The following is a 22,629-nucleotide window of genomic DNA, read 5'->3' as shown; positions in this document are numbered from 1 at the left end:
GCTCCTGTGAATGGGTGTGTGACAACCTCATTCTGGCACACTGATGCCGTAGGGGGCCGTCCACCCCATCACCACAGGGAGTGGTTTGGCGAAGATTGGTTATTATGGGTACTCGCACCGACACTGTGTCGATAGATCACGCGGTATGGGTCTCGGCGTTCGCCGGGACGACACCGAGTGTTTCGCTAGCGGTGCGCCGAAACTCAAAAGCCTAATGCGACCGCGCCAGACAGAACGCCACCACCTGCTCCAGCGCGCTCTTCATCGGGGAGGACGGGAATAGCGCCAGCGCGTCCACGGCCATGGCGCCGTAGTGCTGGGCGCGGCTGAGCGTGTCCTCGAGCGCGCGGTGCTTGTTCATCAGCCCGATGGCGTGATCGAGATCGCTGTCGCCGATCTCGCCGCGCTCCAGCGCGCGGATCCAGAAGGCGCGCTCGGTGTCGTTGCCCCGGCGGAAGGCAAGCACGACGGGCAGGGTGATCTTGCCCTCGCGGAAATCGTCGCCGGTGTTCTTGCCGAGCTTTGCGCTCTTGCCGCCATAGTCGAGCACGTCGTCGACGAGCTGGAAGGCGATGCCGAGATTCATGCCGACCGAGCGGCAGGCGGTCTGCTCGGCCTTGGGACGGTTGGCGATGACGGGGCCGACCTCACAGGCGGCGGCGAACAGCTCGGCGGTCTTGCCGCGGATCACGGCGAGATATTCGTCCTCGGTGGTCGCTGTGTTCTTGGCGGCGGCCAGCTGCATCACCTCGCCCTCGGCGATGGTGGCGGCGGCCGCGGAGAGGATGTCGAGCGCGCGGAGCGAGCCGACCTCGACCATCATGCGGAAGGCCTGGCCGAGCAGGAAGTCGCCGACCAGCACGCTCGCCTCGTTGCCCCAGAGCATGCGCGCCGACAGCTTGCCGCGGCGCATCTCGCTCTCGTCGACGACGTCGTCGTGCAGCAGCGTGGCGGTATGCATGAACTCGACCGAGGCGGCCAGCTTGATATGGCCGTCGCCGGTGTAGCCGGCGAGGTTGGCCATGGCGAGCGTCAGCATCGGCCGCAGCCGCTTGCCGCCGGAGGAGATCAGATGGTTGGCGACCTCCGGGATCATGGTCACGTCCGAACCGGTCCGCGACAGGATCGTGGCGTTGACGCGCTCCATGTCAGGGGCGACAAGGGCAACCAGCTCTTCGATCGACGCGCCGGGAGTTTCGAAAGGTACGATGACGGCCACGCCGGTCTCCAATATTTGCCCCGGAGGGGCTATTCTGACGGAAAGACAATAGAAACTGGCGGCGGATGCGGCAAGGCCCGCGGAACCATTGACATTTGCCGCTTTAGCCCCCTTTCAGGCAAGGAAACCTGCGTTTTGCGTGAACTGGTTCGGACCAACGATATGGTGCTGGTGTCGGCGATCGGCGCGCTGCTCGACGGCGCCAACATCCATCACCTGGTGCTGGACCAGAACATGAGCATCATCGAGGGCTCGCTCGGCATTTTGCCGCGGCGGATCCTGGTTCATGAGGACGACGCCCAGGAGGCGAGGGAGCTCCTCACCGAGGCCGGCCTCAGCCACGAACTGCGCGGCGATGAGTGAGGCCGCAGATATTACCGAGGACGCTTTTCTCGGCGGGCAGTTGCGCCTGAGGCAGAAGCGGAGTGGCCACAGAGCCGGGCACGACGCCATTCTGCTTGCGGCGGCGACGGAGGCCCGTCCCGGGGACCGCGTGGTCGATTTCGGCGCCGGGATCGGCACGGCCGGGCTGGCGCTGGCCCGGCGCGTCGCTGGTATCGGGCTGAGCCTGGTCGAGATCGATCCGGAGCTGGCCGAGCTCGCGCGCGCCAATGCAGCCGCGAATGCGCTTGCCGCCGAGACCATCGTGCTCGATGTCACGGCCGACGCCACCGCCTTTGCGGCAAACGGGCTGTCGCCCGACAGCGTCGACGCGGTGCTGATGAATCCGCCCTTCAACGATCCGGCCCGGCATCGCGGCTCGCCGGACCAGGCGCGTCACACCGCGCATGTGGCGACCGAGGAGACCCTGCATGCCTGGGTGCATGCAGCGCGTCGCATCCTCCGATCGAATGGTGTGCTGACATTGATCTGGCGCGCAGATGGCATCGCCGATGTCCTGGCGGCGCTGTCACGCGGCTTCGGCAGCCTTTCGATCCTGCCGGTTCACGGGGAGGCGGGGCGGCCTGCGATCCGCGTGCTGGTGCGTGCGGTCAAAGGCGGCCGGGCTCCGACGCGATTGCTGCCGGGCCTCATGCTCAACGACGAGTCGGGCGCGTCCAAAAAAGAGGTGACGGAGATTCTGGAGGGGAGAGCGGCCTTGCCGCTGGTGGAACCGTGACGGCTTACTGCGGAAGCGATTCCGGCTGCTGCTCTTGCGGGGACGTCAAGCGGATCGCCATGAACAGCGCACCGACCAGCAACATCAGCAGATAGATTTTCATGGTGTTCTCCGCTGCCCCATTGCAGCCTCCCGACGGGAAATCTGCAAAACACGTTCCAGGCACTTCCAATGACAGTCGCGTGATAAGAAATGGTTAATCAGAGGTAACGGCATGGCCGAACAATTGAAAGATCGTGAGAGTTCCGGCCTGGCCGACAAGCTCATGCAATATCTGCCGGCGCGTTTCCGCCCGGGCACGGCTGTCGTGCCGGTGGTGCGGCTGTCCGGCGTGATCGGCGCGGTGACGCCGCTGCGCCCGGGCATGACGCTGGCGGGCGTCGCGCGGGTGCTGGAGCGTGCGTTCTCATATCGGCACGCCAAGGCGGTGGCACTGGTGATCAACTCGCCTGGCGGCTCACCGGTGCAGTCGCGCCAGATCTATCTGCGCATCAAGCAGCTCGCGGCGGAGAAGAAGCTGCCGGTGCTCGTGTTCGTCGAGGACGTTGCGGCCTCCGGCGGCTACATGATCGCCTGCGCCGGCGACGAGATCATCTGCGATCCCTCGTCGATCCTCGGCTCGATCGGCGTGGTCGGCGGCAGCTTCGGTTTCCAGGAGGCGATCAAGCGGCTCGGCATCGAGCGGCGCCTCTATACGGCCGGCGCGCACAAGGCGATGCTCGATCCTTTCCTCCCCGAGAACCCCGACGATGTCGCCAAGCTGAAGGCGCTCCAGCGCGAGATCCATCAGATCTTCATTTCCCTGGTGAAGGAGAGCCGCGGCGCGCGCCTCAAGGGCGCGGACGACGCCCTGTTCACGGGCGAATACTGGGCCGGCGAGAGTTCGATCGCGCTGGGGCTCGCCGACAGCATCGGCGATCTCCGCTCAACTCTTCGTGCCCGCTACGGCGAGAAGGTTCTCACCCCTGTGATCGCGCAGCCGACCGGGCTGCTCTCCGGCATTCTGGGCCGGAAATCGCCCGGCGCGGGGCAGCTTTCGGCCATGGAATCAATGGCCGGCCTGCCGGACGATCTGATCTCGGCGCTTGAGACGCGAGCGATCTGGGCGAAATTCGGGTTCTAGGCCGAGCCCTCCCGCGCCATTTGGCCTCTTGGCCTCCCGATTGCGGCGCAGCCCCGACTGCGCAACAATGTGCGTGGGGGCTGAGCACTAGACGAGGATCGACAGATGCCGCCGTTCGTCGCTTTCGCGGGCGTCCTGGGTGGGCTTGCCGTGGTCCGCTGGGCCTACAAGACCGCTGTCCGGATCAATCAGGAGCTGGAGGAGATGCGCCTGTCGCGTGTCGCCGAGGCCGCCCATATGGGGAACATCCAGACGCTGAAACGTGACCCCGTGACTGGAGCTTACCGGCCGGGGTAGCGCTCTCAACACGTAAGGTGCCGTAGGGTGGGCAAAAGCAAAGCGTGCCCACGACAGCACCTCAATCCTGGAAAGATGGTGGGCACGGCGCAAGCGCGCCTTTGCCCACCCTACGGCACCTCCCGGGATGAGGCCTGATTGGCCCGAATCCGCCCCGTTTGCCTTGATTCCCACCCCCGCCGTCGATACGGTCCCGCGCGATTCAAACCCCCCCGCGAGAGCCTGATCTGACGATGGACGCCTCATTGCCCGCCCATATGCGCCCGGAACGCTCGTTCCAGGGCTTCATCCTCGCGCTCCAGCGGTTCTGGGCCGAGCAGGGCTGCGTGATCCTGCAGCCCTACGACATGGAGATGGGCGCGGGTACCTTCCATCCGGCGACCACGCTGCGCGCGCTCGGGCCAAAGCCCTGGAACGCGGCCTATGTGCAGCCCTCGCGCCGTCCCAAGGACGGCCGCTACGGCGAGAACCCGAACCGGATGCAGCACTATTACCAGTTCCAGGTGATCATGAAGCCGTCGCCGCCGAACCTTCAGGAGCTGTACCTGAAGTCGCTCGCCGCAATCGGCATCGATTCCGCCGTGCACGACATCCGCTTCGTCGAGGACGATTGGGAGAGCCCGACGCTGGGCGCCTGGGGCCTTGGCTGGGAGTGCTGGTGCGACGGCATGGAAGTCAGCCAGTTCACTTACTTCCAGCAGGTCGCGGGCTTCGAATGCGCGCCGGTTGCGGGCGAGCTCACCTACGGGCTCGAGCGTCTTGCGATGTATGTGCAGGGCGTCGACCGCGTCTACGACCTCAACTTCAACGGTCGCGAGGGCGACGCCAAGGTCACCTATGGCGACGTCTTCCTGCAGGCCGAGCGGGAATATTCGAAGCACAACTTCGAAGTCGCCGACACTGCGATGCTGTTCGAGCAGTTCAAGATGGCGGAAGCGGCCTGCCGGAAATATCTCGACGCCGGCTGGAAGGACGACAAGCGCGAGGCGCATCTGATGGCGCTGCCGGCCTACGACCAGTGCATCAAGGCCAGCCACGTCTTCAACCTCTTGGACGCGCGCGGCGTGATTTCGGTGACGGAGCGGCAGAGCTACATTCTGCGCGTGCGCGAATTGGCAAAAGCCTGCGGCGAGGCCTGGATCCATACTGAAGCGGGCGGAGCGGCCTGATGCCCGAACTTTTGCTTGAACTGTTCTCGGAAGAGATTCCCGCGCGCATGCAGGCTAAGGCGGCGGACGATCTGCGCCGTCTCGTCACCGATAAGCTCGTTGCCGAAGGCCTGGTGTACGAGGGCGCGAAAGCGTTCGCGACGCCGCGCCGCCTTGCGCTCACCGTGCACGGAATCCCCGCGCGCCAGCCTGATCTCAAGACCGAACGCCGCGGGCCCAAAGTCGGCGCGCCCGAGGCGGCCGTGCAGGGCTTCCTGAAAGCGACGGGCTTGAAGTCGCTGGATGAAGCAAAAATCCAGCGCGACCCCAAGGGTGATTTCTACATCGGATTGATCGAGAAGCCCGGCCGCGACGCGATCGACGTGCTCGCGGAAATCCTGCCCGTCATCATCCGCACCTTCCCCTGGCCGAAATCGATGCGCTGGGGCGCGCGATCGGGCAAGCCGGGATCGCTGAGCTGGGTGCGCCCGCTGCACGCGATCACCGCGACGTTCGGGCTCGAGACCGAAGAGCCTGATGTCGTGAAGTTCGAGGTCGACGGCATCGAGACCGGCCAGACCACCTACGGCCATCGCTTCATGGCACCGGACGCGATTTCCGTGCGCCGTTTTGAAGACTACGAAGCGAAGTTGAAAGCCGCAAAGGTCATCCTCGATCCGCAGGCGCGCAAGGACATCATCTTCGCCGACGCCAAGGAGCTGACCTTCGCGCAGGGCTTCGAGCTGGTTGAGGATCAGGTGCTGCTCGACGAGGTCTCGGGCCTCGTCGAATGGCCCGTTGTCATGATGGGATCGTTCGAAGCGGAATATCTCGCCATCCCGGACGAGGTGATCCGCGCCACCATCCGCAACAACCAGAAGTGCTTTGTGGTCAAGGATACCAAGACCGGGAAGCTGACCAACAAGTTCGTCCTCACCGCCAATATCGAGGCGACCGACGGCGGCAAGGTCATCGTATCAGGCAACGAGCGCGTGATCCGTCCGCGCCTGTCGGATGCGAAGTTTTTCTACGAGACCGATCTGAAGACGAAGCTCGAGGATCGTCTGCCGAAATTCGAGCAGATCGTGTTCCATGAGAAGCTCGGCACCCAGGCCGCGCGCATCGGTCGCATCGAGAGGCTCGCCGCCGAGATCGCGCCGCTGGTCGGTGCCGACGTGGCGAAGGCGACGCGCGCCGCGCATCTGGCCAAGGCGGATCTGCTGACCGAAGTCGTCGGCGAATTCCCTGAAGTGCAGGGGCTGATGGGCAAGTACTACGCGCTGGCGCAGGGCGAGGATGCCTCCGTCGCCGCGGCCTGCGAAGAGCACTACAAGCCGCAAGGGCCCACCGATCGCGTGCCGACCGATCCGGTGAGCGTCGCGGTGGCTTTGGCGGACAAGATCGATACGCTCGTTGGCTTCTGGGCGATCGACGAAAAGCCGACGGGGAGCAAGGACCCCTATGCGCTGCGCCGCGCGGCGCTGGGCGTGATCAGGCTGATCGCCGAGAATGGGCTGCGGCTCTCGCTCACGAAGGTTGCGGCTTCCGCACTTGCTGGCTTGTTGGTGAAGCCTGCCGATGCCACGAGGCTTCCGAGCGATCTGCTCGCCTTCTTCGCCGACCGCCTCAAGGTCCAGCTCCGCGAGCAGGGCGCGCGGCATGATCTTGTCGACGCCGTGTTCGCGCTCGGCGGTCAGGACGATCTCCTGATGATCGTCCGCCGGGTCGAGGCGCTGGGAAAATTCCTGGAGAGCGACGACGGCAAGAACCTGCTCGCCGGCACCAAGCGCGCCAGCAACATCCTCTCGATCGAGGAGAAGAAGGACAAGCGTAGCTTCGACGGTGCGCCCGATGCTGCGCTTTATGGTCTGACCGAGGAGAAGGCGCTGGCAAAGGCGATCGGCGAAGTGCAGGCGGAGGCCAGCGCCGCCGTTGCCAAGGAGGATTTTGCCGCCGCGATGAGCGCGATGGCAAAGCTGCGCCCGCCGGTCGATGCGTTCTTCGACAAGGTTCGCGTCAACGACGACGATGCGAAGGTGCGCGAGAACCGCCTCAAGCTGCTGAACGAGATCCGCAGCGCCACGCGCGCGGTGGCGGATTTCTCGAAGATCCAGGATTGAGGCCGCGGTCGCGCGGCAAACACCGCTGTCATTCCGGGGCGCGCGTAGCGCGAGCCCGGAATCTCGAGGTTCCGGGTTCGGTCCTCCGGACCGCCCCAGAACGACAGAGAAGAAAAAGCCCCGCCCGGCGGGGGGAAGACCGGGCGGGGCCTGATGTCCGATTTAACACTGCTCGCGCCAGCCTGATGTGACGCGCCGGACATCTAGTGTCAGCCAGTCGATGTCAGTCCAGCACCTCGACGATTCGGCGCGAGCGCGGCTCGACCAGCACGGTTTCGCCGTTCACGACGGTGTAGCGATAGGTGGTGGCACCGAAGCGTTGCGGCACGTCATAATAAGTGACGCCGCTTTCGGGTAGGGTGGCGCCGACCACGATGCGATCCGGAATGCGGAAGGCTGGCACACGTTGCTCGACGACATAGTCGCGGAAGGCGGGCCGCTGGTCGGCCGCAATGGTCGGAGCGCTGTCGACCACGGCGGGCGCGCGTCCGACGGTGACACCGCTTTGCGCCTGCGCCGCAACGGGCGAGCCGATCGCGGCCGCGAGCGCTGCAAGAGCGAGAATCCTGTTCCGCATGGACAACTCCTTCGACGTGATTTTATTTTCGGGCGCGTCATTGGCGCGACCGGTTGGCCAATGCATGCACCCTTCGCAATGTTCCGGGAAAAGGCCTGCCGCATTCGCGGCAATTTCAGGCAGTTTTCGTGGGTGCCGGAACTCGCATCGCGTCTTGCGCGTCTCTACTCGCGGAACCGGGAGGGCTATGATCCGCCCGCGATTCGCCCCACCTCCACAGAAAGATAGTTCATGCACATCACCGTCGCCCACATTTCGCCGATCCTGTCGTTGATTGCGGGCGTGCTCATCCTGATCATGCCGCGACTCCTCAACCTGATCGTCGCGATCTTCCTCATTGTGAACGGTGCGATCGGGCTCGGGCTCCTGAAATGGCTCCGCTTCTAGGCGTTCATTTTCCGGAACTGTCCGACTTGCGCGGGCCCGCCCAAAATGGTGTAAGGCCCGCGAATTCCCATTCCTCTCGCAGGTTGTGTGCAAGCTATGGCCAAAGCCGCCTCGAAGCCCAATAAAACTCCAGCGAAATCAAAGTCTTCCGCCAAGGCGAAAGCCGCGCCGGCGGCCCGCAAGACGCTTGCCAAGAGCGCACCCAAGCCGGTCGCCAAAACGGCCGCGAAGGCTGCTGCCAAGCCGGCCGCGAAGGCTGTGACCAAGGCGGCTCTGCCGAAGGTTGCCGCGAAGCCTGCACCGAAAAAGACTGTACCGGCCAAGGCCGCGCCAGCCGCGGGCAAGGCCGGCAAATGGGTGTACACGTTCGGTGACGGCAAGGCCGAAGGCCGCACGGAGATGCGCGACCTGCTCGGCGGCAAAGGTGCGAACCTCGCCGAGATGGCCAATCTCGGCCTGCCGGTGCCTCCGGGCTTCACCATCCCGACCTCGGTCTGCACCTACTTCTACGCGCACGACAAATCCTATCCGAAGGAGTTGCAGTCGCAGGTTGAGAAGGCGCTCGACTATGTCGGCAAGTTGACCGGCAAGATCTTCGGCGATGCCAAGAACCCGCTGCTCGTCTCCGTGCGCTCCGGCGCGCGCGCCTCGATGCCGGGCATGATGGACACCGTGCTCAATCTCGGCCTCAACGACCAGACCGTGGAAGCGCTGTCGGAATTGTCGGGCGACCGCCGCTTCGCCTATGACAGCTATCGCCGTTTCATCACCATGTATTCGGACGTGGTGCTCGGCTTCGAGCACCATCACTTCGAGGAAATCCTCGACACCTTCAAGGACGGCCAGGGCTACACCCTCGATACCGACCTCGCCGCCGAGGATTGGGTCGAGCTGGTCGGCAAGTACAAGGACGCCGTCGCACGCGAGACCGGCAAGGACTTCCCGCAAGACCCGCACGATCAGCTCTGGGGCGCGATCGGCGCCGTGTTCTCATCCTGGATGAACGCGCGCGCGGTGACCTACCGCAAGCTGCACGACATTCCGGAATCCTGGGGCACCGCGGTCAACGTGCAGGCCATGGTGTTCGGCAACATGGGCGAGACCTCGGCGACCGGCGTTGCGTTCACCCGCAACCCCTCGACCGGCGAGAGCAAGCTCTACGGCGAGTTCCTGATCAACGCGCAAGGCGAGGACGTGGTGGCGGGCATCCGCACGCCGCAGGACATCACCGAGGAGGCGCGCCAGGAATCGGGCTCCGACAAGGCGTCGATGGAAGCGGCGATGCCGGAGGCCTTCAAGGAGCTGACGCGGATCTACACGCAGCTCGAGAAGCACTACCGCGACATGCAGGACATGGAGTTCACCGTCGAGCGCGGCAAGCTCTGGATGCTGCAGACCCGCGGCGGCAAGCGCACCGCCAAGGCGGCGCTGCGCATCGCCGTCGAGCTCGCCAATGAAGGCCTGATCTCGAAGAAGGAAGCGGTGACGCGCATCGATCCGGCTTCGCTCGATCAGCTGCTGCATCCGACCATCGATCCCAACGCCAAGCGCGACGTGATCGCGACCGGCCTGCCGGCATCCCCGGGTGCGGCCTCCGGCGAGATCGTGTTCTCCTCGGACGAAGCGGCCAAGCTTCAGGGCGACGGGCGCAAGGTCATTCTGGTCCGCATCGAGACCAGCCCGGAAGACATCCACGGCATGCACGCCGCCGAAGGCATTTTGACCACCCGCGGCGGTATGACCTCGCACGCGGCGGTGGTCGCCCGCGGCATGGGCAAGCCCTGCGTCTCCGGCTGCGGCACCATCCGCGTCGATTACGGCCGCGGCACCATGAGCATCGGTTCGCGCACCTTCAAGACCGGCGACGTCATCACCATCGACGGCTCGCTCGGCCAGGTGCTCGCCGGCCGCATGCCGATGATCGAGCCGGAGCTGTCCGGTGAGTTCGGCACGCTGATGGCCTGGGCTGACCAGGTCCGCAAGATCGGCGTCCGCGTCAACGGCGACACGCCCGATGACGCGCGCACCGCGATCAAGTTCGGCGCCGAAGGCATCGGCCTGTGCCGCACCGAGCACATGTTCTTCGAGGAGACGCGCATCCGCACGGTGCGCGAGATGATCCTCTCCGAGGACGAGCAGTCCCGCCGCGCGGCGCTGGCAAAACTGCTGCCGATGCAGCGCGCCGACTTCGTCGAGCTGTTCGAGATCATGAAGGGCCTGCCCGTCACGATCCGTCTGCTCGATCCGCCGCTGCACGAGTTCCTGCCGCACACCCACGCCGAGGTCGAGGAAGTGGCACGCGCCATGAATACCGACCCGCGGCGCCTGGCTGACCGCGCGCGCGAGCTCTCGGAGTTCAATCCGATGCTCGGATTCCGCGGCTGCCGCATCGCGATCGCCTATCCGGAGATCGCCGAGATGCAGGCGCGTGCGATCTTCGAGGCGGCGGTCGAAGCCGAGAAGCGCACCGGCAAGGCCGTCGGCCTCGAGGTGATGGTGCCGCTGATCGCGACCAAGATGGAGCTCGACCTCGTCAAGGCGCGGATCGATGCGACCGCGCAGGCGGTGATGCGCGACACCAACACCAAGCTGACCTATCAGGTCGGCACCATGATCGAGCTGCCGCGCGCCTGTCTGCTCGCGGCCGAGATCGCAGAGTCGGCGGAGTTCTTCTCGTTCGGCACCAACGACCTGACGCAGACCACCTACGGCATCAGCCGCGACGACGCGGCGAGCTTCCTCGGTCCCTATGTCGCAAAGGGCATCCTGTCAGTCGATCCCTTCGTCGCGCTGGACCAGGAAGGCGTCGGCGAGCTCGTCAAGATCGGCGTCGCGCGCGGCCGCAAGACGCGGGCGAAGCTCAAGGTCGGCATCTGCGGCGAGCACGGTGGCGATCCCGCCTCCGTCGCCTTCTGCCACAACATCGGTCTCGACTACGTCTCCTGCTCGCCCTACCGGGTGCCGATCGCCCGGCTCGCAGCGGCGCAAGCCGCACTCGGCAAGGCAATCGCCAGCCAGGCGTAAGCAGAGCTAAATGCTGGAATGAGAGAGGCGGGGCCGAAAGCCCGCCTCTTTTTCGTTTTCGCGATGCTCTCGCCAACCCGTCATTGCGAGCGCAGCGAAGCAATCCTGAATCTCTCCACGGCGGCAGCCTGGATTGCTTCGTCGCAAGAGCTCCTCGCAATGACGAGGTGGAAGCTCGGACAACTAGGAACCACGCGCGCGTCCCGTAATGATACGCGCCAGCAAGAGTTCCTTCACCATTCGCGTTGACCTCTTGTTTACCGCTTCGCGTGACGACGCATTTACCACCGTGCGCGATCACCCCGTGAAAACACCTGCGATCGCTTGAGTGTGCTGCACGCGCAACGCCGATTAACGCCCCGGCAACCTAAATTGGATACTTACGATAAAGATCGAATTGCACGGATGTACTGCGTTTCGATTTTTCTGGCGTAAGCGTAGCGTGAGCGTATCGATGTCTGTGTTGCGTAACCATCCGAAGGGCGCGCGGTTCGCGTCCTTCGGCATCGGTCTCTGCATCTTCGCATTGATGCCGAGAGAGACCGGCTATCAGGATATTGCCTCTCTGCTGGCGCGCCAACCCGGCGTCGCCGAGCGTTGGCAGAAGCAGGTGTTCTCTGCGGCGTCCTCGATCCAGCTCGCCACCTACAGCTTTTCCCGCCCCATCGGCACCTCGGTTCCGCAGAGCGCGATGGTTCGCCTGGCGAGCCTCGATGGCCGCGACGTCACCGGCGCGATCAGCCGCAATCCGGCGCTGCAGGCTGCGCCGCGCTACCAGGCTTCCGACTTTCCCAAGGTCGATCGCTCCATGAAGGGGGATCGCCTCGCCACCGTGACCCCGACCGAGACTCCCGAAGCGCCCGCTGCGGCGCCGGCGCAGCAAGATCCCGCGACGTCGAACAGCTCGGTGTTCGGCGCCAAGACTGCCGCGCTGCCGCAGGCGATGTCGCCGGAATCCGCGGCCGCGCTCGATCCCGAGCTGCAGGAAGCACTCCGCGCGCCGCCGCTGCCGCAGTACTCCAATCCACCGCGCGCCAGTGACGCGGCGCGCGCGCTCGCGACCGCGCCGCTCGAGGCGCTTAAGCGGACCACTGCGCCGACGACGCCGGTGCGGGATCCCTTCAGCGTCAAGACCTCCAACCTGTTCTTCGGCAGCTCGTCGCTCGGCGGCAATCTCGAAAGCATCGAGAGCTGGCAGCCCGGCGCCGAGCCGCTGATCGTGATGCCAGATCCCGACATGAAGGTGACGGCCTCGCTGTCGCCGCCCACAGTGGACATCGCCAAGGATATCGAGAGCGGCGAGAGCGTCGCGCCGAAAGGCGAGGTCAACGCCGACAACCAGCGCGCCAGATCGCCGGCGGAGCGTCTCGCGCTCGACGACAAGTCGCGCGCGAAGTCCGAGAAGTGCCTTGCGGAAGCCGTCTATTTCGAGTCGCGCGGCGAGGCCGTGCGCGGCCAGATGGCCGTCGCGCAAGTCGTGATGAACCGCGTGTTCTCCGGCAAGTATCCCGATACCGTGTGCGGAGCTGTCTATCAGAACAAGCACCGCCATCTTGCCTGCCAGTTCACCTTCGCCTGCGACAACAATGCCGACGTGATCCGCGAGCCCGAGATGTGGGAGCGCGCCAAGAAGATCGCCAAGGCGATGCTCGACGGCCAGATCTGGCTGCCCGAGGTGGGCAAGTCCACGCACTATCATGCCTACTGGGTGCGCCCGTCCTGGGTCGCCGAGATGAAGAAGATGTACAAGACCGGCGTGCACACCTTCTATCGCCCGCGCGCCTGGGGCGACGGCAGCGAGGAACCGAGTTGGGGCACGCCAGCCCAGACCGCCGCGCTGTCGGCCGAGCTCGCGCAGGAAGCGAAGAGTTCCGCGGAAATGGGTGCGAGCGAGCGGCGCTGAGGCAATCAATCGTCGCGGCAGTGAAGGTGCGCTCCCTCTCCCGCTCGCGGGGGAGGGTGGGGGAGGGGGTGTTTCCACAGGCGAGAACCCCAGTGTGGAGAGAGCCCCCACCCGGCGCTTCGCGCCGACCTCCCCCGCAAGCTGGAGAGGTGCAGCCAACCCCGGGGCTCAGAGCGGTGATCTCACATCTCAATATCCAGCGCGCAATCAAAGTTCGGCGCTGAGTGCGTCAGAGCGCCTGCAGAAGCGTAATCGACACCGGTCGCCGCGATGGCCGCGATCGAGTCCAGCGTGACGCCACCGGACGCCTCCAGCTTGAGACGACCCTCGTTGATCCGCACGGCCTCACGCAATGTTGCAAGGTCCATGTTGTCGAGCAGCACGGCGTCGGCCATCCCGGTATCGAGCACCTCGCGCAATTGCGCCAGCGTATCGACCTCGATCTCGATCTTGACGAGATGGCCGGCATGGGCGCGGGCGCGCTCCAGCACCGCACCGATGCCGCCGGCGACCGCGATGTGGTTGTCCTTGATCAGGATCGCATCGTCGAGGCCGAAGCGGTGGTTGAAGCCGCCGCCGCAGCGCACCGCGTACTTCTCCAGCGCGCGCAGCCCCGGCGTGGTCTTGCGCGTGCAGCAGATGCGCATTTTCGTGCCTTCGGTGCGGGCGACATAGTCGGCCGTGAGCGTCGCGACGCCCGACAGGCGGCCGACGAAATTCAGCGCGGTCCGCTCCGCCGTAAGAATGGCACGCGCCGGCCCCGAGATCGTCAGCACCTGCTGTCCGCGGACAACGCGTGCGGCGTCACGGACGTGCGCGCGCACGTCGATGTCGGGCGAGAGCTTCTGCAACGTCGCCAGCGCCAGCGGCAGGCCTGCGATCACGCCCGACTGGCGCGCGACCAGAATGGCTTGCGCCCTGGTCGCTTCCGGGATCGTCGCCAGCGAGGTGATGTCGCCGGCGCGGCCGAGGTCCTCGTCGAGCGCGCGCTGCACGGCTTCGCCGATCGCAAGCGGTGAGAGGAAGGCGTCGGGATAGAGCAGGGAGGTGGGGGTAATCATGGCAAACTCCGTCAAGCGATCATGGGTTGCGCAACGCGCGGCAGGAAGTTCATGCTCTCCGCGATCTCGCGCACTGCGGCGAGGGTCGTCATCGTTCGCCGCGCCTGCGCAGGGACGTCAGCGGGATGGTCGGAGCGGAAATGCGCGCCGCGACTCTCGCGCCGGCTCCACGCCGAGGCGGCCACGAGCAGGGCGGACGTCGCCATATTGCGCAGCGCGAGGCTGGTTGCCTCGCGTTCGAGCGCGGCGAAGTGGTGCACGGCCTCGGTGAGGCCGTCGCCCTTGCGGATCACGCCGACATGGGCGCTCATCATCGCGCGCAGCCGCTTCCCGGCCAGAGCATCCGGCGTGCCGCCGCGCGGTGTCACCAATGCGTCGGGGAGGCGGGCGGGCGCGGGGATCGAGCGGCCGGCGATGTCGTCGGCGATGCGCGCGGCGTAGACCACCGCCTCCAGCAGCGAGTTCGAGGCGAGCCGGTTGGCGCCGTGCGCGCCGGTCGACGACACCTCGCCGCCGGCCCAGAGTCCGTCGATCGAGCTGCGGCCGCGCGCATCCACGGCGATGCCGCCCATGTGGTAGTGCGCGGCGGGCGCAATCGGGATGGCTTGCGTGGCCGGATCGATGCCGGCGGCAATGCAGCTCGCATGCACGGTTGGAAATTTGTCAGCGAAGCGCGCGCCCAGCGCCTGCCGCGCATCGAGGAGGGCGCCGCGACCGGCCGCGATCTCGGCGAATACGCCGCGGGCCACGATGTCGCGCGGCGCCAGCTCCGCGAGCGGGTGACGCGCCGGCATGAAGCGCTCGCCATTGCCGTTGATCAGCGTTGCCCCTTCACCACGCAGTGCTTCGGTCGCGAGTGGTGCGGGATCGCGGCCGACCATGATGGCGGTCGGGTGGAATTGCACGAATTCCGGATCGGCGATCACGGCACCGGCACGCGCGGCGATGGCGAGGCCGGAGCCGCTGGCTTCCATTGGATTGGTCGTGACGGCGTAGAGATGTCCGATGCCGCCTGTGGCAAGCACCACCGCGCGCGCAGCGAGCAGGAACGGTCGAGCCGTGGGATTGCCGGCTTCGCGCAATTGAAGGCCGGCGACGGCGCCGTTCTCGGCCAAGAGGGCTTCGGCGACGAGCCCTTCGATGACGCGGATCGACGGCGTGCGGCGTACCGCGTCGCTCAAGGCCGCGATGATCGCGGCACCGGCACCATCGCCTCGCACATGCACGATGCGCCGGGCCGAATGTGCCGCTTCGCGTCCCACGGCGAGCCTGCCTTCGAGATCGCGATCGAAGGGGACGCCATAGGTCAGGAGATCGTGGATGCGCGGCGCGGCCTCGCGCGCGATCCCAAGTGCGACCGCCTCGTCGACGAGGCCGCCACCGACCGCGATGGTGTCGGCGGCGTGGGCTTCGGGCGTGTCACCCTCGGCCACCGCCGCGGCGATGCCGCCTTGCGCCCATGCGGATGATGCGCCCTGTCCGAGCGGCGCGGCCGAAATCAAGGTCACCGGCCGCGGCGCGAGCTTCAGCGCGCAGAACAGTCCGGCAAGGCCGCCGCCGACGATGACGATATCGTCGGTGCGGGTGAGGTTGTGGATGTTGTTGGTCATTGTTCTCTCCATTCACTCTGCCGTCGTCCCTGCGAACGCAGGGACCCATACGCCGCGGCGGAAGTTGTTGTGCGAAGCTGCGCGTTGCCTTTCTTCGCCAAACATCTTCCTGTGGTCAGCGCGACGAGCGCGAGCGCTCGCGCGGGGGTCCCGGATCTGCGCTACGCTTGTCCGGGACGACAGCTGTGTGTGACGCTGCATGTGTTGTTAATTCTTCAGATTGATCATCCGCTCGACCGAGCGCCTTGCGCGATCCGCAAGTGCGGGATCGATCGTCACCTCTTCGCGGAGCGTCAGCAGGCTGTCCAAAATGTTGGCGAGCGTGATGCGCTTCATGTGCGGGCAGAGATTGCAGGGGCGCAGCATCTCGACGTCAGGCAGCTCGGCGCGCACATTGTCGGCCATCGAGCATTCCGTGATCATCACCAGCCGCCGCGGCCGCTTTTCGCGCACCCAGTTGATCATGTGCGCGGTCGAGCCGGTGAAGTCGGCTTCCGCCAGCACGTCCGGCGGACATTCGGGATGTGCGATGATCTGCACGGACGGATCGGCCTCGCGAAAGGCGCGCAGCTCTTCGCCCTTGAAGCGCTCGTGCACCTCGCAGGCGCCTTTCCAGGCGATGATCTTCACGTCGGTCTTCGAGGCCACGTAAGTGGCGAGATAGCGATCGGGCAGGAAGATCACGCTTGGCGCGTTCAGGCTCTCGACCACCTGCACCGCGTTCGAGGAGGTGCAGCAGATGTCGACCTCGGCTTTCACCTCCGCCGAGGTGTTGACGTAGGCGACGACAGGCACGCCCGGAAATTTTTCGCGGAGCAGGCGCACGTCGGCGCCGGTGATGCTGGCGGCCAGCGAGCAGCCGGCGCGCGAATCCGGGATCAGCACCGTCTTGTCCGGGTTGAGCAGTTTTGAGGTCTCCGCCATGAAGTGCACGCCGCACTGCACGATGACATTGGCCTCCACCTTGGTGGCCTCGACCGCGAGCTGCAGCGAGTCGCCACCAATGTCGGCGACGCAGTGGAAGATCTCCGGCGCCTGGTAGTTGTGGGCGAGGATCACCGCGCCCCGCGCTTTCTTCAGGTCGTTGATCGCCTTGATCGTCGGCGCCATCAGCGGCCACTCGATCGGGGGGATGACGTGCTTCACGCGCTCATAGAGCGGGGCGGTGGCGCGTTCGATCTCCGCCGTCCATCCCAGCGAAGGCGTCGGCAGCGCGCGCGCTGCGGGCGCTGGTGCGGGGCGGGGAGAGGAGGCGAGATGGCCCTGCGGCCGGTTGGCAAAATCGTCTGGACCGTAGATTTCAGTGATCGGCATTAAAGCCTCCCTCGTATGTCATTTATACTCAATATGAGTATATGTAGGGCCTGAGTAATCCGGCCGAGGGGCCGGAGCGGGTTTCATCGATCCTCATATATGCTCAATATGAGTAAATCAAAAGTAGCACGCTCTGCCGAGGACGGCTAGGTCCTGCCGCACACAATCTCGTCAGGTCGTCGTCGGACGCGTCTGGCGAGGCCAGATTGAAACGCAATGCTCCCGCGGCAGCCCCTCGTGGAATGCAACCGTTTTTGATTTGGGATTTTCATGCAAATGCATTAAATGACGCATTCGCGGCCGCCTCTTTGCGAATCCGCCAATGACAGACGGGGAAATACCATGTCGACATCAGTGGGCGAACTCGCTCCGGCCTCACGTTCCTCCAGCTGGCGTACCCCCGCCGTCATCATTTTGTGCGGCTGCGCGATCGGCATGCTCGGCTTTGGCCCGCGCTCGGCGCTCGGTTTCTTCGTGCAGCCGATGAGCCATGAATTCTCCTGGGGCCGCGACGTGTTTGGCCTCGCCATCGCCTTTCAGAATTTGCTGTGGGGACTGGGTCAGCCCATCGCCGGCGCGGTCGCCGATCGCTTCGGCCTGTTCCGGGTGATGTGCGTCGGGGCGCTGCTCTATGCCGGCGGCCTCTTGCTGATGCGCTATTCCTCGACGCCGCTGTCGCTCAACATCGGTGCCGGCGTCATGGTCGGCTTCGGACTCGCCGGCTGCTCGTTCAATCTGGTGCTGTCGGCATTCACCAAGCTGCTGCCGGCCGAAAAGCGCGGCCTCGCGCTCGGTGCCGGCACGGCCGCGGGATCATTCGGGCAGTTCCTGTTCGCACCGATCGGCGTCGCGTTGATCGACAATTTCGGCTGGCAGCAGGCCCTCTCCGTGTTCGGCTTCCTGATGCTGCTGATCATCCCGCTGTCACTGGCGCTCTCGACGCCGCCGGCTGCAACTACGGCCAGTGCGACGCCGGCGGATGAGCAGACCATCACCAGGGCGCTCGCCGAAGCCTTCGGTCACCGCTCCTATGTGCTGCTGGTGCTCGGCTTCTTCACCTGCGGATTCCAGCTCGCCTTCATCACTGTGCATCTGCCGGCCTTCCTGGTCGATCGCGGCATCTCGACGCAAACCGGAGGCTGGGTGATCGCGGCGATCGGCCTGTTCAACATCATCGGCTCGCTCAGCGTCGGCTATCTCCAGAACTCGCTACCCAAGCGCTACATCCTCTCGGCCATCTACTTCACGCGTGCGCTCGCAACCCTCGCCTTCATTTCGTTCCCGATCACGCCGTTCTCGGCGATCGCGTTCGGTGCGGTCTCCGGCCTGACTTGGTTGTCCACGGTGCCCCCGACCTCGGCGCTGGTGGCGCTGATGTTCGGCACGCGCTGGCTTGCGACGCTGTACGGCTTTGCCTTCGTCAGCCATCAGGTCGGCGGCTTCCTCGGTGTCTGGTTAGGGGGCATCGTCTTCGAACGCTTCGGTTCCTATACGCCGATCTGGTGGCTCTCGATCCTGTTCGGCGTGCTTTCCGCGCTGATCAATCTTCCGATCGTGGAGAAACCTGTCGTTCGGGCGGTTGCGCAGCCTGCCTGATCGGCTAAACATCCCGGTCAAACCAGTCAGGGAGTTCAGCTGTGGCCACATTCAAGGCGATCCGGATCGACAAGGCGGACAAGGGCACCACTGCCGCGCTGACGCAGTTCGATGAAGCCGAACTGATGGACGGCGACGTCACCGTCCGCGTGGAATGGTCGACGCTGAACTACAAGGACGGCCTCGCGCTCACCGGCAAGGCGCCGGTGGTGCGCCGCTTCCCGATGATCGCCGGCATCGACTTCGCCGGCACGGTCGAGCAATCCTCGCATCCGCAATGGAAAGCGGGCGACAAGGTCGTCTGCACCGGCTGGGGCATGGGCGAGACCCATCTCGGCGCCTATGCCGAGATGGCACGGGTGAAGGGCGACTGGCTGGTCGCCTTGCCGCAAGGCCTGTCGGCCCGCGATGCCATGGCAATCGGTACCGCCGGCTTCACTGCGATGCTCTCGGTGCTGGCACTCGAGAAGCACGGTCTCTCGCCGAAGAGCGGCCCTGTGGTGGTGACGGGTGCTGCCGGTGGCGTCGGCTCGGTCGCCACCGCCGTGCTCTCCAAGCTCGGCTACCACGTCATCGCCTCGACCGGCCGCGCCTCGGAGGCCGACTATCTGAAGCATCTCGGAGCAGCCGAAATCATCGACCGCAACGAATTGTCGGCGCCGGCTAAGCCGATCGCTAAGGAGCGCTGGGCGGGTGGCGTCGACAGCGTCGGCTCGACCACGCTGGCGAATCTGCTCTCGATGACGAAATACGGCGGGGCCATAGCGGCCTGCGGCCTGGCCGCCGGCATGGACCTGCCGTCATCCGTCGCGCCCTTCATTTTGCGCGGGGTGTGCCTTCTCGGCATCGATTCCGTGATGTGCCCGATCGAGCCGCGGAAAGCCGCCTGGCAGCGCCTGGCGTCAGATCTTGATCGGACTAAACTATCTGAAATCACTCATGAAATTTCCCTCGACCAGGTTTCGGAGTGGGGCGCAAAAATCCTGGCCGGCAAGGTCCGCGGCCGCATCGTGGTAAAAATTGTCTAACGGCGTTCAGACTTTACCAACCAAGCTGCTTCAATGTCGCCATGGTTAGTATGGTAAGCAGCGGGTAAAGAGATAAGGCATCGCCCGCCGCGGGGGTTAGTTCGGAGTTGAGCATGCTTGCGCGTATTGTGTTGGGGGCTGTCACGGCGGCAGCAACGTTTGCGCCGGCCCTTGCCGGAAGCATGAACGCCGACGAGGCGCGTCGCTTCGTGGCAGGCAAAGTGTTTGCCTTCACCTGTTTCGACGGCACCCGCGGCGCGGGCCGCATCCTGGACGATCTCGGCGCCGCCGGTGCGGTGCAGTTCTCCGGCGCGGGCCCGGTCAAGCATCTCCGCCTGCCCGGCAATACGCTCCAGATCCGTGGCCAGAATGTCTGCGCCTCGATCAAGGGCATTCCATTCGAGCCTTGTTTCAACCTGGAAAAGACCGACGATCGCAGCTTCCGCGGCTCGGTATCGGGGATGGGCTTCGCCTATTGCGACTTCCATCACCAGGGTGGCAACCAGATGCTGATGGCGCGCGCTGCGGCGCGTCCGCGCTCGCTGCACAGGACAGAGCACACCGGTTCCGTCGGCGCGTCCAACACCGAAGTTGCCGCGCGCGTCGAGACGCCGCGTGTCGAGAGCGGCCGGCTCGAACCGGTGAAGTCGGAGATCAAGTCGGAGCCCGCCAGGAACGAGGGCCCGCTGGAGCTGCGCCGTTCCACTCAGTGAGACGGCTGCGCGGGATAGCCCGCGTACTTTGTCGTTGAAGACGTTCATCGAACGCCAAGCCGCCGCGCCGTAGTCATACGGACGGCGGCTTTCATGCGTTGGTAGCTGTTCGCGCGCCAGTTTGCGGACGGCCGGGGGGCGCGGCCCGATAAAAGGGTTCAACGATGTCGCTGTACTTTTTCCGCATCAGCACCGGTCGCTATTCCGGCGCCGCCGACCAGCCGTACGAGTTCGACGATCGCACAGCCGCCTGGACCGAGATGACCGAGGTCTGCGCCAATCTGCTCGGCGGCATCGCGCGCAGCCTGAAGCCGAACGCCGAGTGGTGCATGGAGCTGCTCGACGAGGACAAGAAGCCGGTCTTCCGCATCAGCCTCGTCGGTGAGAGCGTAACGCAGCGGGGCGGGGGTCCTATCACTGCGTGTGATTAACCTGTTAAGCGCGCATACCGTGCTGAAATTCAAGGGGTTTTCCTACCGATCCCGTATTTGCCGGGAGGCCGCGTTAACCAAATTGGAATGGTGAACGCATAGTTTTTGGACAAGGGCGATCAACGCCGAGGGCGGCTGGCAATGACTCGGCCGCGCATTCCCTAGGGGAAGCATGCCCATGTTGAGCCTCGTTCAGAATTTGCGGATTGGGACCAAGCTGGCGATCTCATCGGCGGTCGGCATCCTCCTGGTCCTCGCGATGATAGCAGGTCAGGTGATCGGAAACGGCAACGTGCGCCGGTCAAGCCAGACGGCGTCCGAGCAGCAGGAGCTCGCACGCGAGGCAGTCGAATCCAAGCTCGCGGCGCGCGCCATGCAGCTCGCCGCACGCGACATCCGCCTCGCCAATAATTCAGATGAGCTGCAGAAGGCGCGCGACGCGCTGGTCGAACGCGCCGGTCATTTGGTGAAGGTTGCCGACGCAATGCTCACGCTCTCGCACGTGCCGGAAAACCGCGCGAGGATAGAGAAGCTCAAGGTCCTCACGGCGAACTACCTCAAGGGAGCTCAGCAGCTCGCATCCGTGCGCGGTGCCGCCCTGGCTCTCACGGGTGAGGATGCCGCTACTCGCCTCGCCAAGCTCGTCGATGAGGGGACGCGTCTCGCCCGCGAGGTCACGTTGCCGATCGCAGGCGAGATAGACCAGGCTGCCAATCAGATTGCCGACGTCGCCAGGCACAGAAGCGAAGAGGAGATTGCGGCCTCCGCGCGGGAGATGGCGTCCAGCGAGCATATCGCAATGGTCGTCGGCGCTTTCACGGCGCTCGTCCTCCTCGGCTCCTGGCTCACGTCGTTCCTGACCATCGCACGGCCGATCCGCGCGCTCACGGTGGCCATGGACAAGCTCGCCGGCGGCGACTTTTCCGTGGTGCTGCCCGGTCTCGGCCGCAAGGACGAGGTCGGTGGTGTCGCGGCGGCTGTCGAGAAGTTCAAGATCGTGTCCGAACAGAAGGCGCGCGAGGAGGCCGAGGCCAAGATCAGGCAGGATCAGGCTGCAGCCGCGCAACGCAAGGCCGAGATGTCCAGGCTGGCCGATGGCTTCGAGGCGGCGATCGGCGAGATCGTCGATACCGTGTCATCGGCCGCGACTGAACTGGAAGCGTCTGCGTCGACGCTCACGTCGACTGCGGCGCGCGGACAGGAACTCACCACCATGGTTGCTGCCGCCTCCGAAGAGGCGTCCACCAACGTGCAGTCGGTGGCGTCAGCGACCGAGGAGCTGTCGTCGTCGATCACGGAGATCAGCCGCCAGGTGCAGGAATCCGCGCGCGTCGCCAGCGAAGCGGTCAGCCAGGCCCGCACCACGACCGACCGCGTCGGCGAATTGTCGAAGGCGGCGGCGCGGATCGGCGACGTGGTTGAATTGATCAACACCATCGCCGGCCAGACCAATCTCCTGGCGCTCAATGCGACCATCGAGGCCGCGCGCGCCGGCGAGGCGGGCCGCGGTTTTGCCGTCGTCGCCTCCGAGGTCAAGGCGCTCGCCGAGCAGACTGCGAAGGCGACCGGCGAGATCGGCCAGCAGATCGCCAGCATCCAGACCGCGACCGAGCATTCGGTCGGCGCCATCAGGGACATCAGCGACACCATCGAGAAGCTGTCGGAGATTTCCTCGACCATCGCGGCTGCCGTCGAAGAGCAGGGCGCGGCGACGCAGGAGATCTCCCGCAACGTGCAGCAGGCGGCGGAGGGCACCCATCAGGTGTCCTCCAACATCACCGACGTGCAGCATGGCGCGAGCGAAACCGGCTCGGCATCCTCGCAGGTGCTGGCGGCGGCGCAATCGCTGTCCGGCGACAGCAACCGCCTCAAGCTCGAGGTCGGCAAGTTTCTCGGCACCGTGCGCGCCGCCTGAACCGCGACATTCCTCGGCAGATCTGCTTGCAACCGCCGCGTGA

Annotated in this window: 19 protein-coding genes; 14 read left to right on the top strand and 5 right to left on the bottom strand. The window is 65.4% G+C overall.

All coding sequences use genetic code 11. From position 1 onward, the window contains the following. Positions 1-211: 211 nt before the first annotated feature. On the bottom strand, positions 212-1,219 hold the full coding sequence (locus tag GGD66_RS31460; RefSeq protein ID WP_026202916.1) for a polyprenyl synthetase family protein: 1,008 nt from the start codon (positions 1,217-1,219) through the stop codon (positions 212-214). A gap of 135 nt (positions 1,220-1,354) precedes the next feature. Here GGD66_RS31460 and GGD66_RS31455 point away from each other — a divergent pair, with 135 nt between their 5' ends. The 6 genes from GGD66_RS31455 to glyS all read left to right on the top strand — a co-directional run bounded on the left by GGD66_RS31455 (position 1,355) and on the right by glyS (position 7,027). After that, a complete protein-coding gene (locus GGD66_RS31455; RefSeq protein ID WP_018323354.1) occupies positions 1,355-1,582 on the top strand; it encodes a DUF2007 domain-containing protein in 228 nt (75 codons plus the stop codon). Continuing rightward, a complete protein-coding gene (locus GGD66_RS31450) occupies positions 1,575-2,339 on the top strand; it encodes a tRNA1(Val) (adenine(37)-N6)-methyltransferase (RefSeq protein WP_092262411.1) in 765 nt (254 codons plus the stop codon). The genes GGD66_RS31455 and GGD66_RS31450 overlap by 8 nt, the downstream gene beginning before the upstream one ends. Before the next feature lie 214 nt (positions 2,340-2,553). Beyond that, positions 2,554-3,462: a S49 family peptidase gene (locus tag GGD66_RS31445; RefSeq protein ID WP_092262413.1), complete on the top strand. Its 909-nt coding sequence runs from the start codon at positions 2,554-2,556 to the stop codon at positions 3,460-3,462. Between the two features lie 105 nt (positions 3,463-3,567). Continuing rightward, on the top strand, positions 3,568-3,759 hold the full coding sequence (locus tag GGD66_RS31440; RefSeq protein ID WP_008131462.1) for a hypothetical protein: 192 nt from the start codon (positions 3,568-3,570) through the stop codon (positions 3,757-3,759). Positions 3,760-3,992: 233 nt separating this feature from the next. Beyond that, positions 3,993-4,928, top strand: a complete 936-nt coding sequence (locus GGD66_RS31435) for a glycine--tRNA ligase subunit alpha (RefSeq protein WP_018323356.1) — start codon at positions 3,993-3,995, stop codon at positions 4,926-4,928. Next, on the top strand, positions 4,928-7,027 hold the full coding sequence (gene glyS, locus GGD66_RS31430) for a glycine--tRNA ligase subunit beta (protein ID WP_183260258.1): 2,100 nt from the start codon (positions 4,928-4,930) through the stop codon (positions 7,025-7,027). Before GGD66_RS31435 ends, glyS begins: the two co-directional genes overlap by 1 nt. A 223-nt stretch (positions 7,028-7,250) precedes the next feature. On the opposite strand, the gene GGD66_RS31425 is transcribed toward glyS, so the two are convergent. Next, on the bottom strand, positions 7,251-7,604 hold the full coding sequence (locus GGD66_RS31425; protein WP_092262610.1) for a DUF1236 domain-containing protein: 354 nt from the start codon (positions 7,602-7,604) through the stop codon (positions 7,251-7,253). Positions 7,605-7,835: 231 nt separating this feature from the next. Here GGD66_RS31425 and GGD66_RS31420 point away from each other — a divergent pair, with 231 nt between their 5' ends. From GGD66_RS31420 to GGD66_RS31410, 3 genes are all read left to right on the top strand, one after another. Next, complete coding sequence (locus GGD66_RS31420) at positions 7,836-7,991, top strand: DUF3096 domain-containing protein (RefSeq protein WP_008562090.1); 156 nt, start codon at positions 7,836-7,838, stop codon at positions 7,989-7,991. 96 nt (positions 7,992-8,087) lie between these two features. Then, the gene (gene ppdK / locus GGD66_RS31415) at positions 8,088-11,015 is read left to right on the top strand and encodes a pyruvate, phosphate dikinase (RefSeq protein ID WP_177237507.1); all 2,928 of its coding nucleotides are present in this window, start codon (positions 8,088-8,090) and stop codon (positions 11,013-11,015) included. A gap of 454 nt (positions 11,016-11,469) precedes the next feature. Continuing rightward, positions 11,470-12,918 carry a cell wall hydrolase gene (locus GGD66_RS31410; protein ID WP_183260256.1) on the top strand — a complete coding sequence of 483 codons (1,449 nt, stop codon included), beginning with the start codon at positions 11,470-11,472 and terminating at the stop codon, positions 12,916-12,918. A 182-nt stretch (positions 12,919-13,100) separates the two neighbouring features. On the opposite strand, the gene nadC is transcribed toward GGD66_RS31410, so the two are convergent. The 3 genes from nadC to nadA all read right to left on the bottom strand — a co-directional run bounded on the left by nadC (position 13,101) and on the right by nadA (position 16,903). Next, positions 13,101-13,979: a carboxylating nicotinate-nucleotide diphosphorylase gene (gene nadC, locus GGD66_RS31405; protein ID WP_183260254.1), complete on the bottom strand. Its 879-nt coding sequence runs from the start codon at positions 13,977-13,979 to the stop codon at positions 13,101-13,103. 11 nt (positions 13,980-13,990) lie between these two features. After that, the gene (locus GGD66_RS31400) at positions 13,991-15,589 is read right to left on the bottom strand and encodes an L-aspartate oxidase (RefSeq protein WP_183260252.1); all 1,599 of its coding nucleotides are present in this window, start codon (positions 15,587-15,589) and stop codon (positions 13,991-13,993) included. A 207-nt stretch (positions 15,590-15,796) separates the two neighbouring features. Then, positions 15,797-16,903 (bottom strand): quinolinate synthase NadA, encoded by a 1,107-nt coding sequence (gene nadA / locus GGD66_RS31395; RefSeq protein WP_183260251.1) that lies wholly within the window; start codon positions 16,901-16,903, stop codon positions 15,797-15,799. 342 nt (positions 16,904-17,245) lie between these two features. On the opposite strand from nadA, the gene GGD66_RS31390 reads away from it, so the two are divergent. From GGD66_RS31390 to GGD66_RS31370, 5 genes are all read left to right on the top strand, one after another. Continuing rightward, positions 17,246-18,499 (top strand): MFS transporter, encoded by a 1,254-nt coding sequence (locus tag GGD66_RS31390; RefSeq protein WP_092262434.1) that lies wholly within the window; start codon positions 17,246-17,248, stop codon positions 18,497-18,499. 41 nt (positions 18,500-18,540) lie between these two features. Beyond that, positions 18,541-19,527, top strand: coding sequence for an MDR family oxidoreductase (locus GGD66_RS31385; protein WP_183260249.1), 987 nt, complete (start codon positions 18,541-18,543; stop codon positions 19,525-19,527). A gap of 113 nt (positions 19,528-19,640) precedes the next feature. After that, positions 19,641-20,240 carry a hypothetical protein gene (locus GGD66_RS31380; RefSeq protein ID WP_183260247.1) on the top strand — a complete coding sequence of 200 codons (600 nt, stop codon included), beginning with the start codon at positions 19,641-19,643 and terminating at the stop codon, positions 20,238-20,240. Between the two features lie 164 nt (positions 20,241-20,404). Next, positions 20,405-20,671, top strand: a complete 267-nt coding sequence (locus GGD66_RS31375; protein WP_183260245.1) for a DUF6894 family protein — start codon at positions 20,405-20,407, stop codon at positions 20,669-20,671. Between the two features lie 178 nt (positions 20,672-20,849). Then, entirely contained in the window at positions 20,850-22,586 is a 1,737-nt protein-coding gene (locus GGD66_RS31370; RefSeq protein WP_183260243.1) for a methyl-accepting chemotaxis protein, read from the top strand. Positions 22,587-22,629: the final 43 nt, after the last annotated feature.

It is taken from the genome of Bradyrhizobium sp. CIR48, assembly GCF_014198315.1.
Taxonomy (GTDB): domain Bacteria; phylum Pseudomonadota; class Alphaproteobacteria; order Rhizobiales; family Xanthobacteraceae; genus Bradyrhizobium.
The sequence above is the reverse complement of the archived record's forward strand: the minus strand, read 5'-3'. Positions and strand labels throughout refer to the sequence as shown.

Bases quoted from the DNA above. Each gene is read 5' to 3' on its own strand.
- GGD66_RS31375 (WP_183260245.1), top strand. From the start codon at position 20,405: ATGTCGCTGTACTTTTTCCGCATCAGCACCGGTCGCTATTCCGGCGCC.
- ppdK (WP_177237507.1), top strand. From the start codon at position 8,088: ATGGCCAAAGCCGCCTCGAAGCCCAATAAAACTCCAGCGAAATCAAAG.
- GGD66_RS31390 (WP_092262434.1), top strand. From the start codon at position 17,246: ATGTCGACATCAGTGGGCGAACTCGCTCCGGCCTCACGTTCCTCCAGC.
- GGD66_RS31380 (WP_183260247.1), top strand. From the start codon at position 19,641: ATGCTTGCGCGTATTGTGTTGGGGGCTGTCACGGCGGCAGCAACGTTT.
- GGD66_RS31425 (WP_092262610.1), bottom strand. From the start codon at position 7,604: ATGCGGAACAGGATTCTCGCTCTTGCAGCGCTCGCGGCCGCGATCGGC.
- GGD66_RS31370 (WP_183260243.1), top strand. From the start codon at position 20,850: ATGTTGAGCCTCGTTCAGAATTTGCGGATTGGGACCAAGCTGGCGATC.
- GGD66_RS31440 (WP_008131462.1), top strand. From the start codon at position 3,568: ATGCCGCCGTTCGTCGCTTTCGCGGGCGTCCTGGGTGGGCTTGCCGTG.
- GGD66_RS31445 (WP_092262413.1), top strand. From the start codon at position 2,554: ATGGCCGAACAATTGAAAGATCGTGAGAGTTCCGGCCTGGCCGACAAG.
- nadA (WP_183260251.1), bottom strand. From the start codon at position 16,903: ATGCCGATCACTGAAATCTACGGTCCAGACGATTTTGCCAACCGGCCG.
- GGD66_RS31400 (WP_183260252.1), bottom strand. From the start codon at position 15,589: ATGACCAACAACATCCACAACCTCACCCGCACCGACGATATCGTCATC.
- GGD66_RS31410 (WP_183260256.1), top strand. From the start codon at position 11,470: ATGTCTGTGTTGCGTAACCATCCGAAGGGCGCGCGGTTCGCGTCCTTC.
- GGD66_RS31450 (WP_092262411.1), top strand. From the start codon at position 1,575: ATGAGTGAGGCCGCAGATATTACCGAGGACGCTTTTCTCGGCGGGCAG.
- nadC (WP_183260254.1), bottom strand. From the start codon at position 13,979: ATGATTACCCCCACCTCCCTGCTCTATCCCGACGCCTTCCTCTCACCG.
- GGD66_RS31420 (WP_008562090.1), top strand. From the start codon at position 7,836: ATGCACATCACCGTCGCCCACATTTCGCCGATCCTGTCGTTGATTGCG.
- glyS (WP_183260258.1), top strand. From the start codon at position 4,928: ATGCCCGAACTTTTGCTTGAACTGTTCTCGGAAGAGATTCCCGCGCGC.
- GGD66_RS31435 (WP_018323356.1), top strand. From the start codon at position 3,993: ATGGACGCCTCATTGCCCGCCCATATGCGCCCGGAACGCTCGTTCCAG.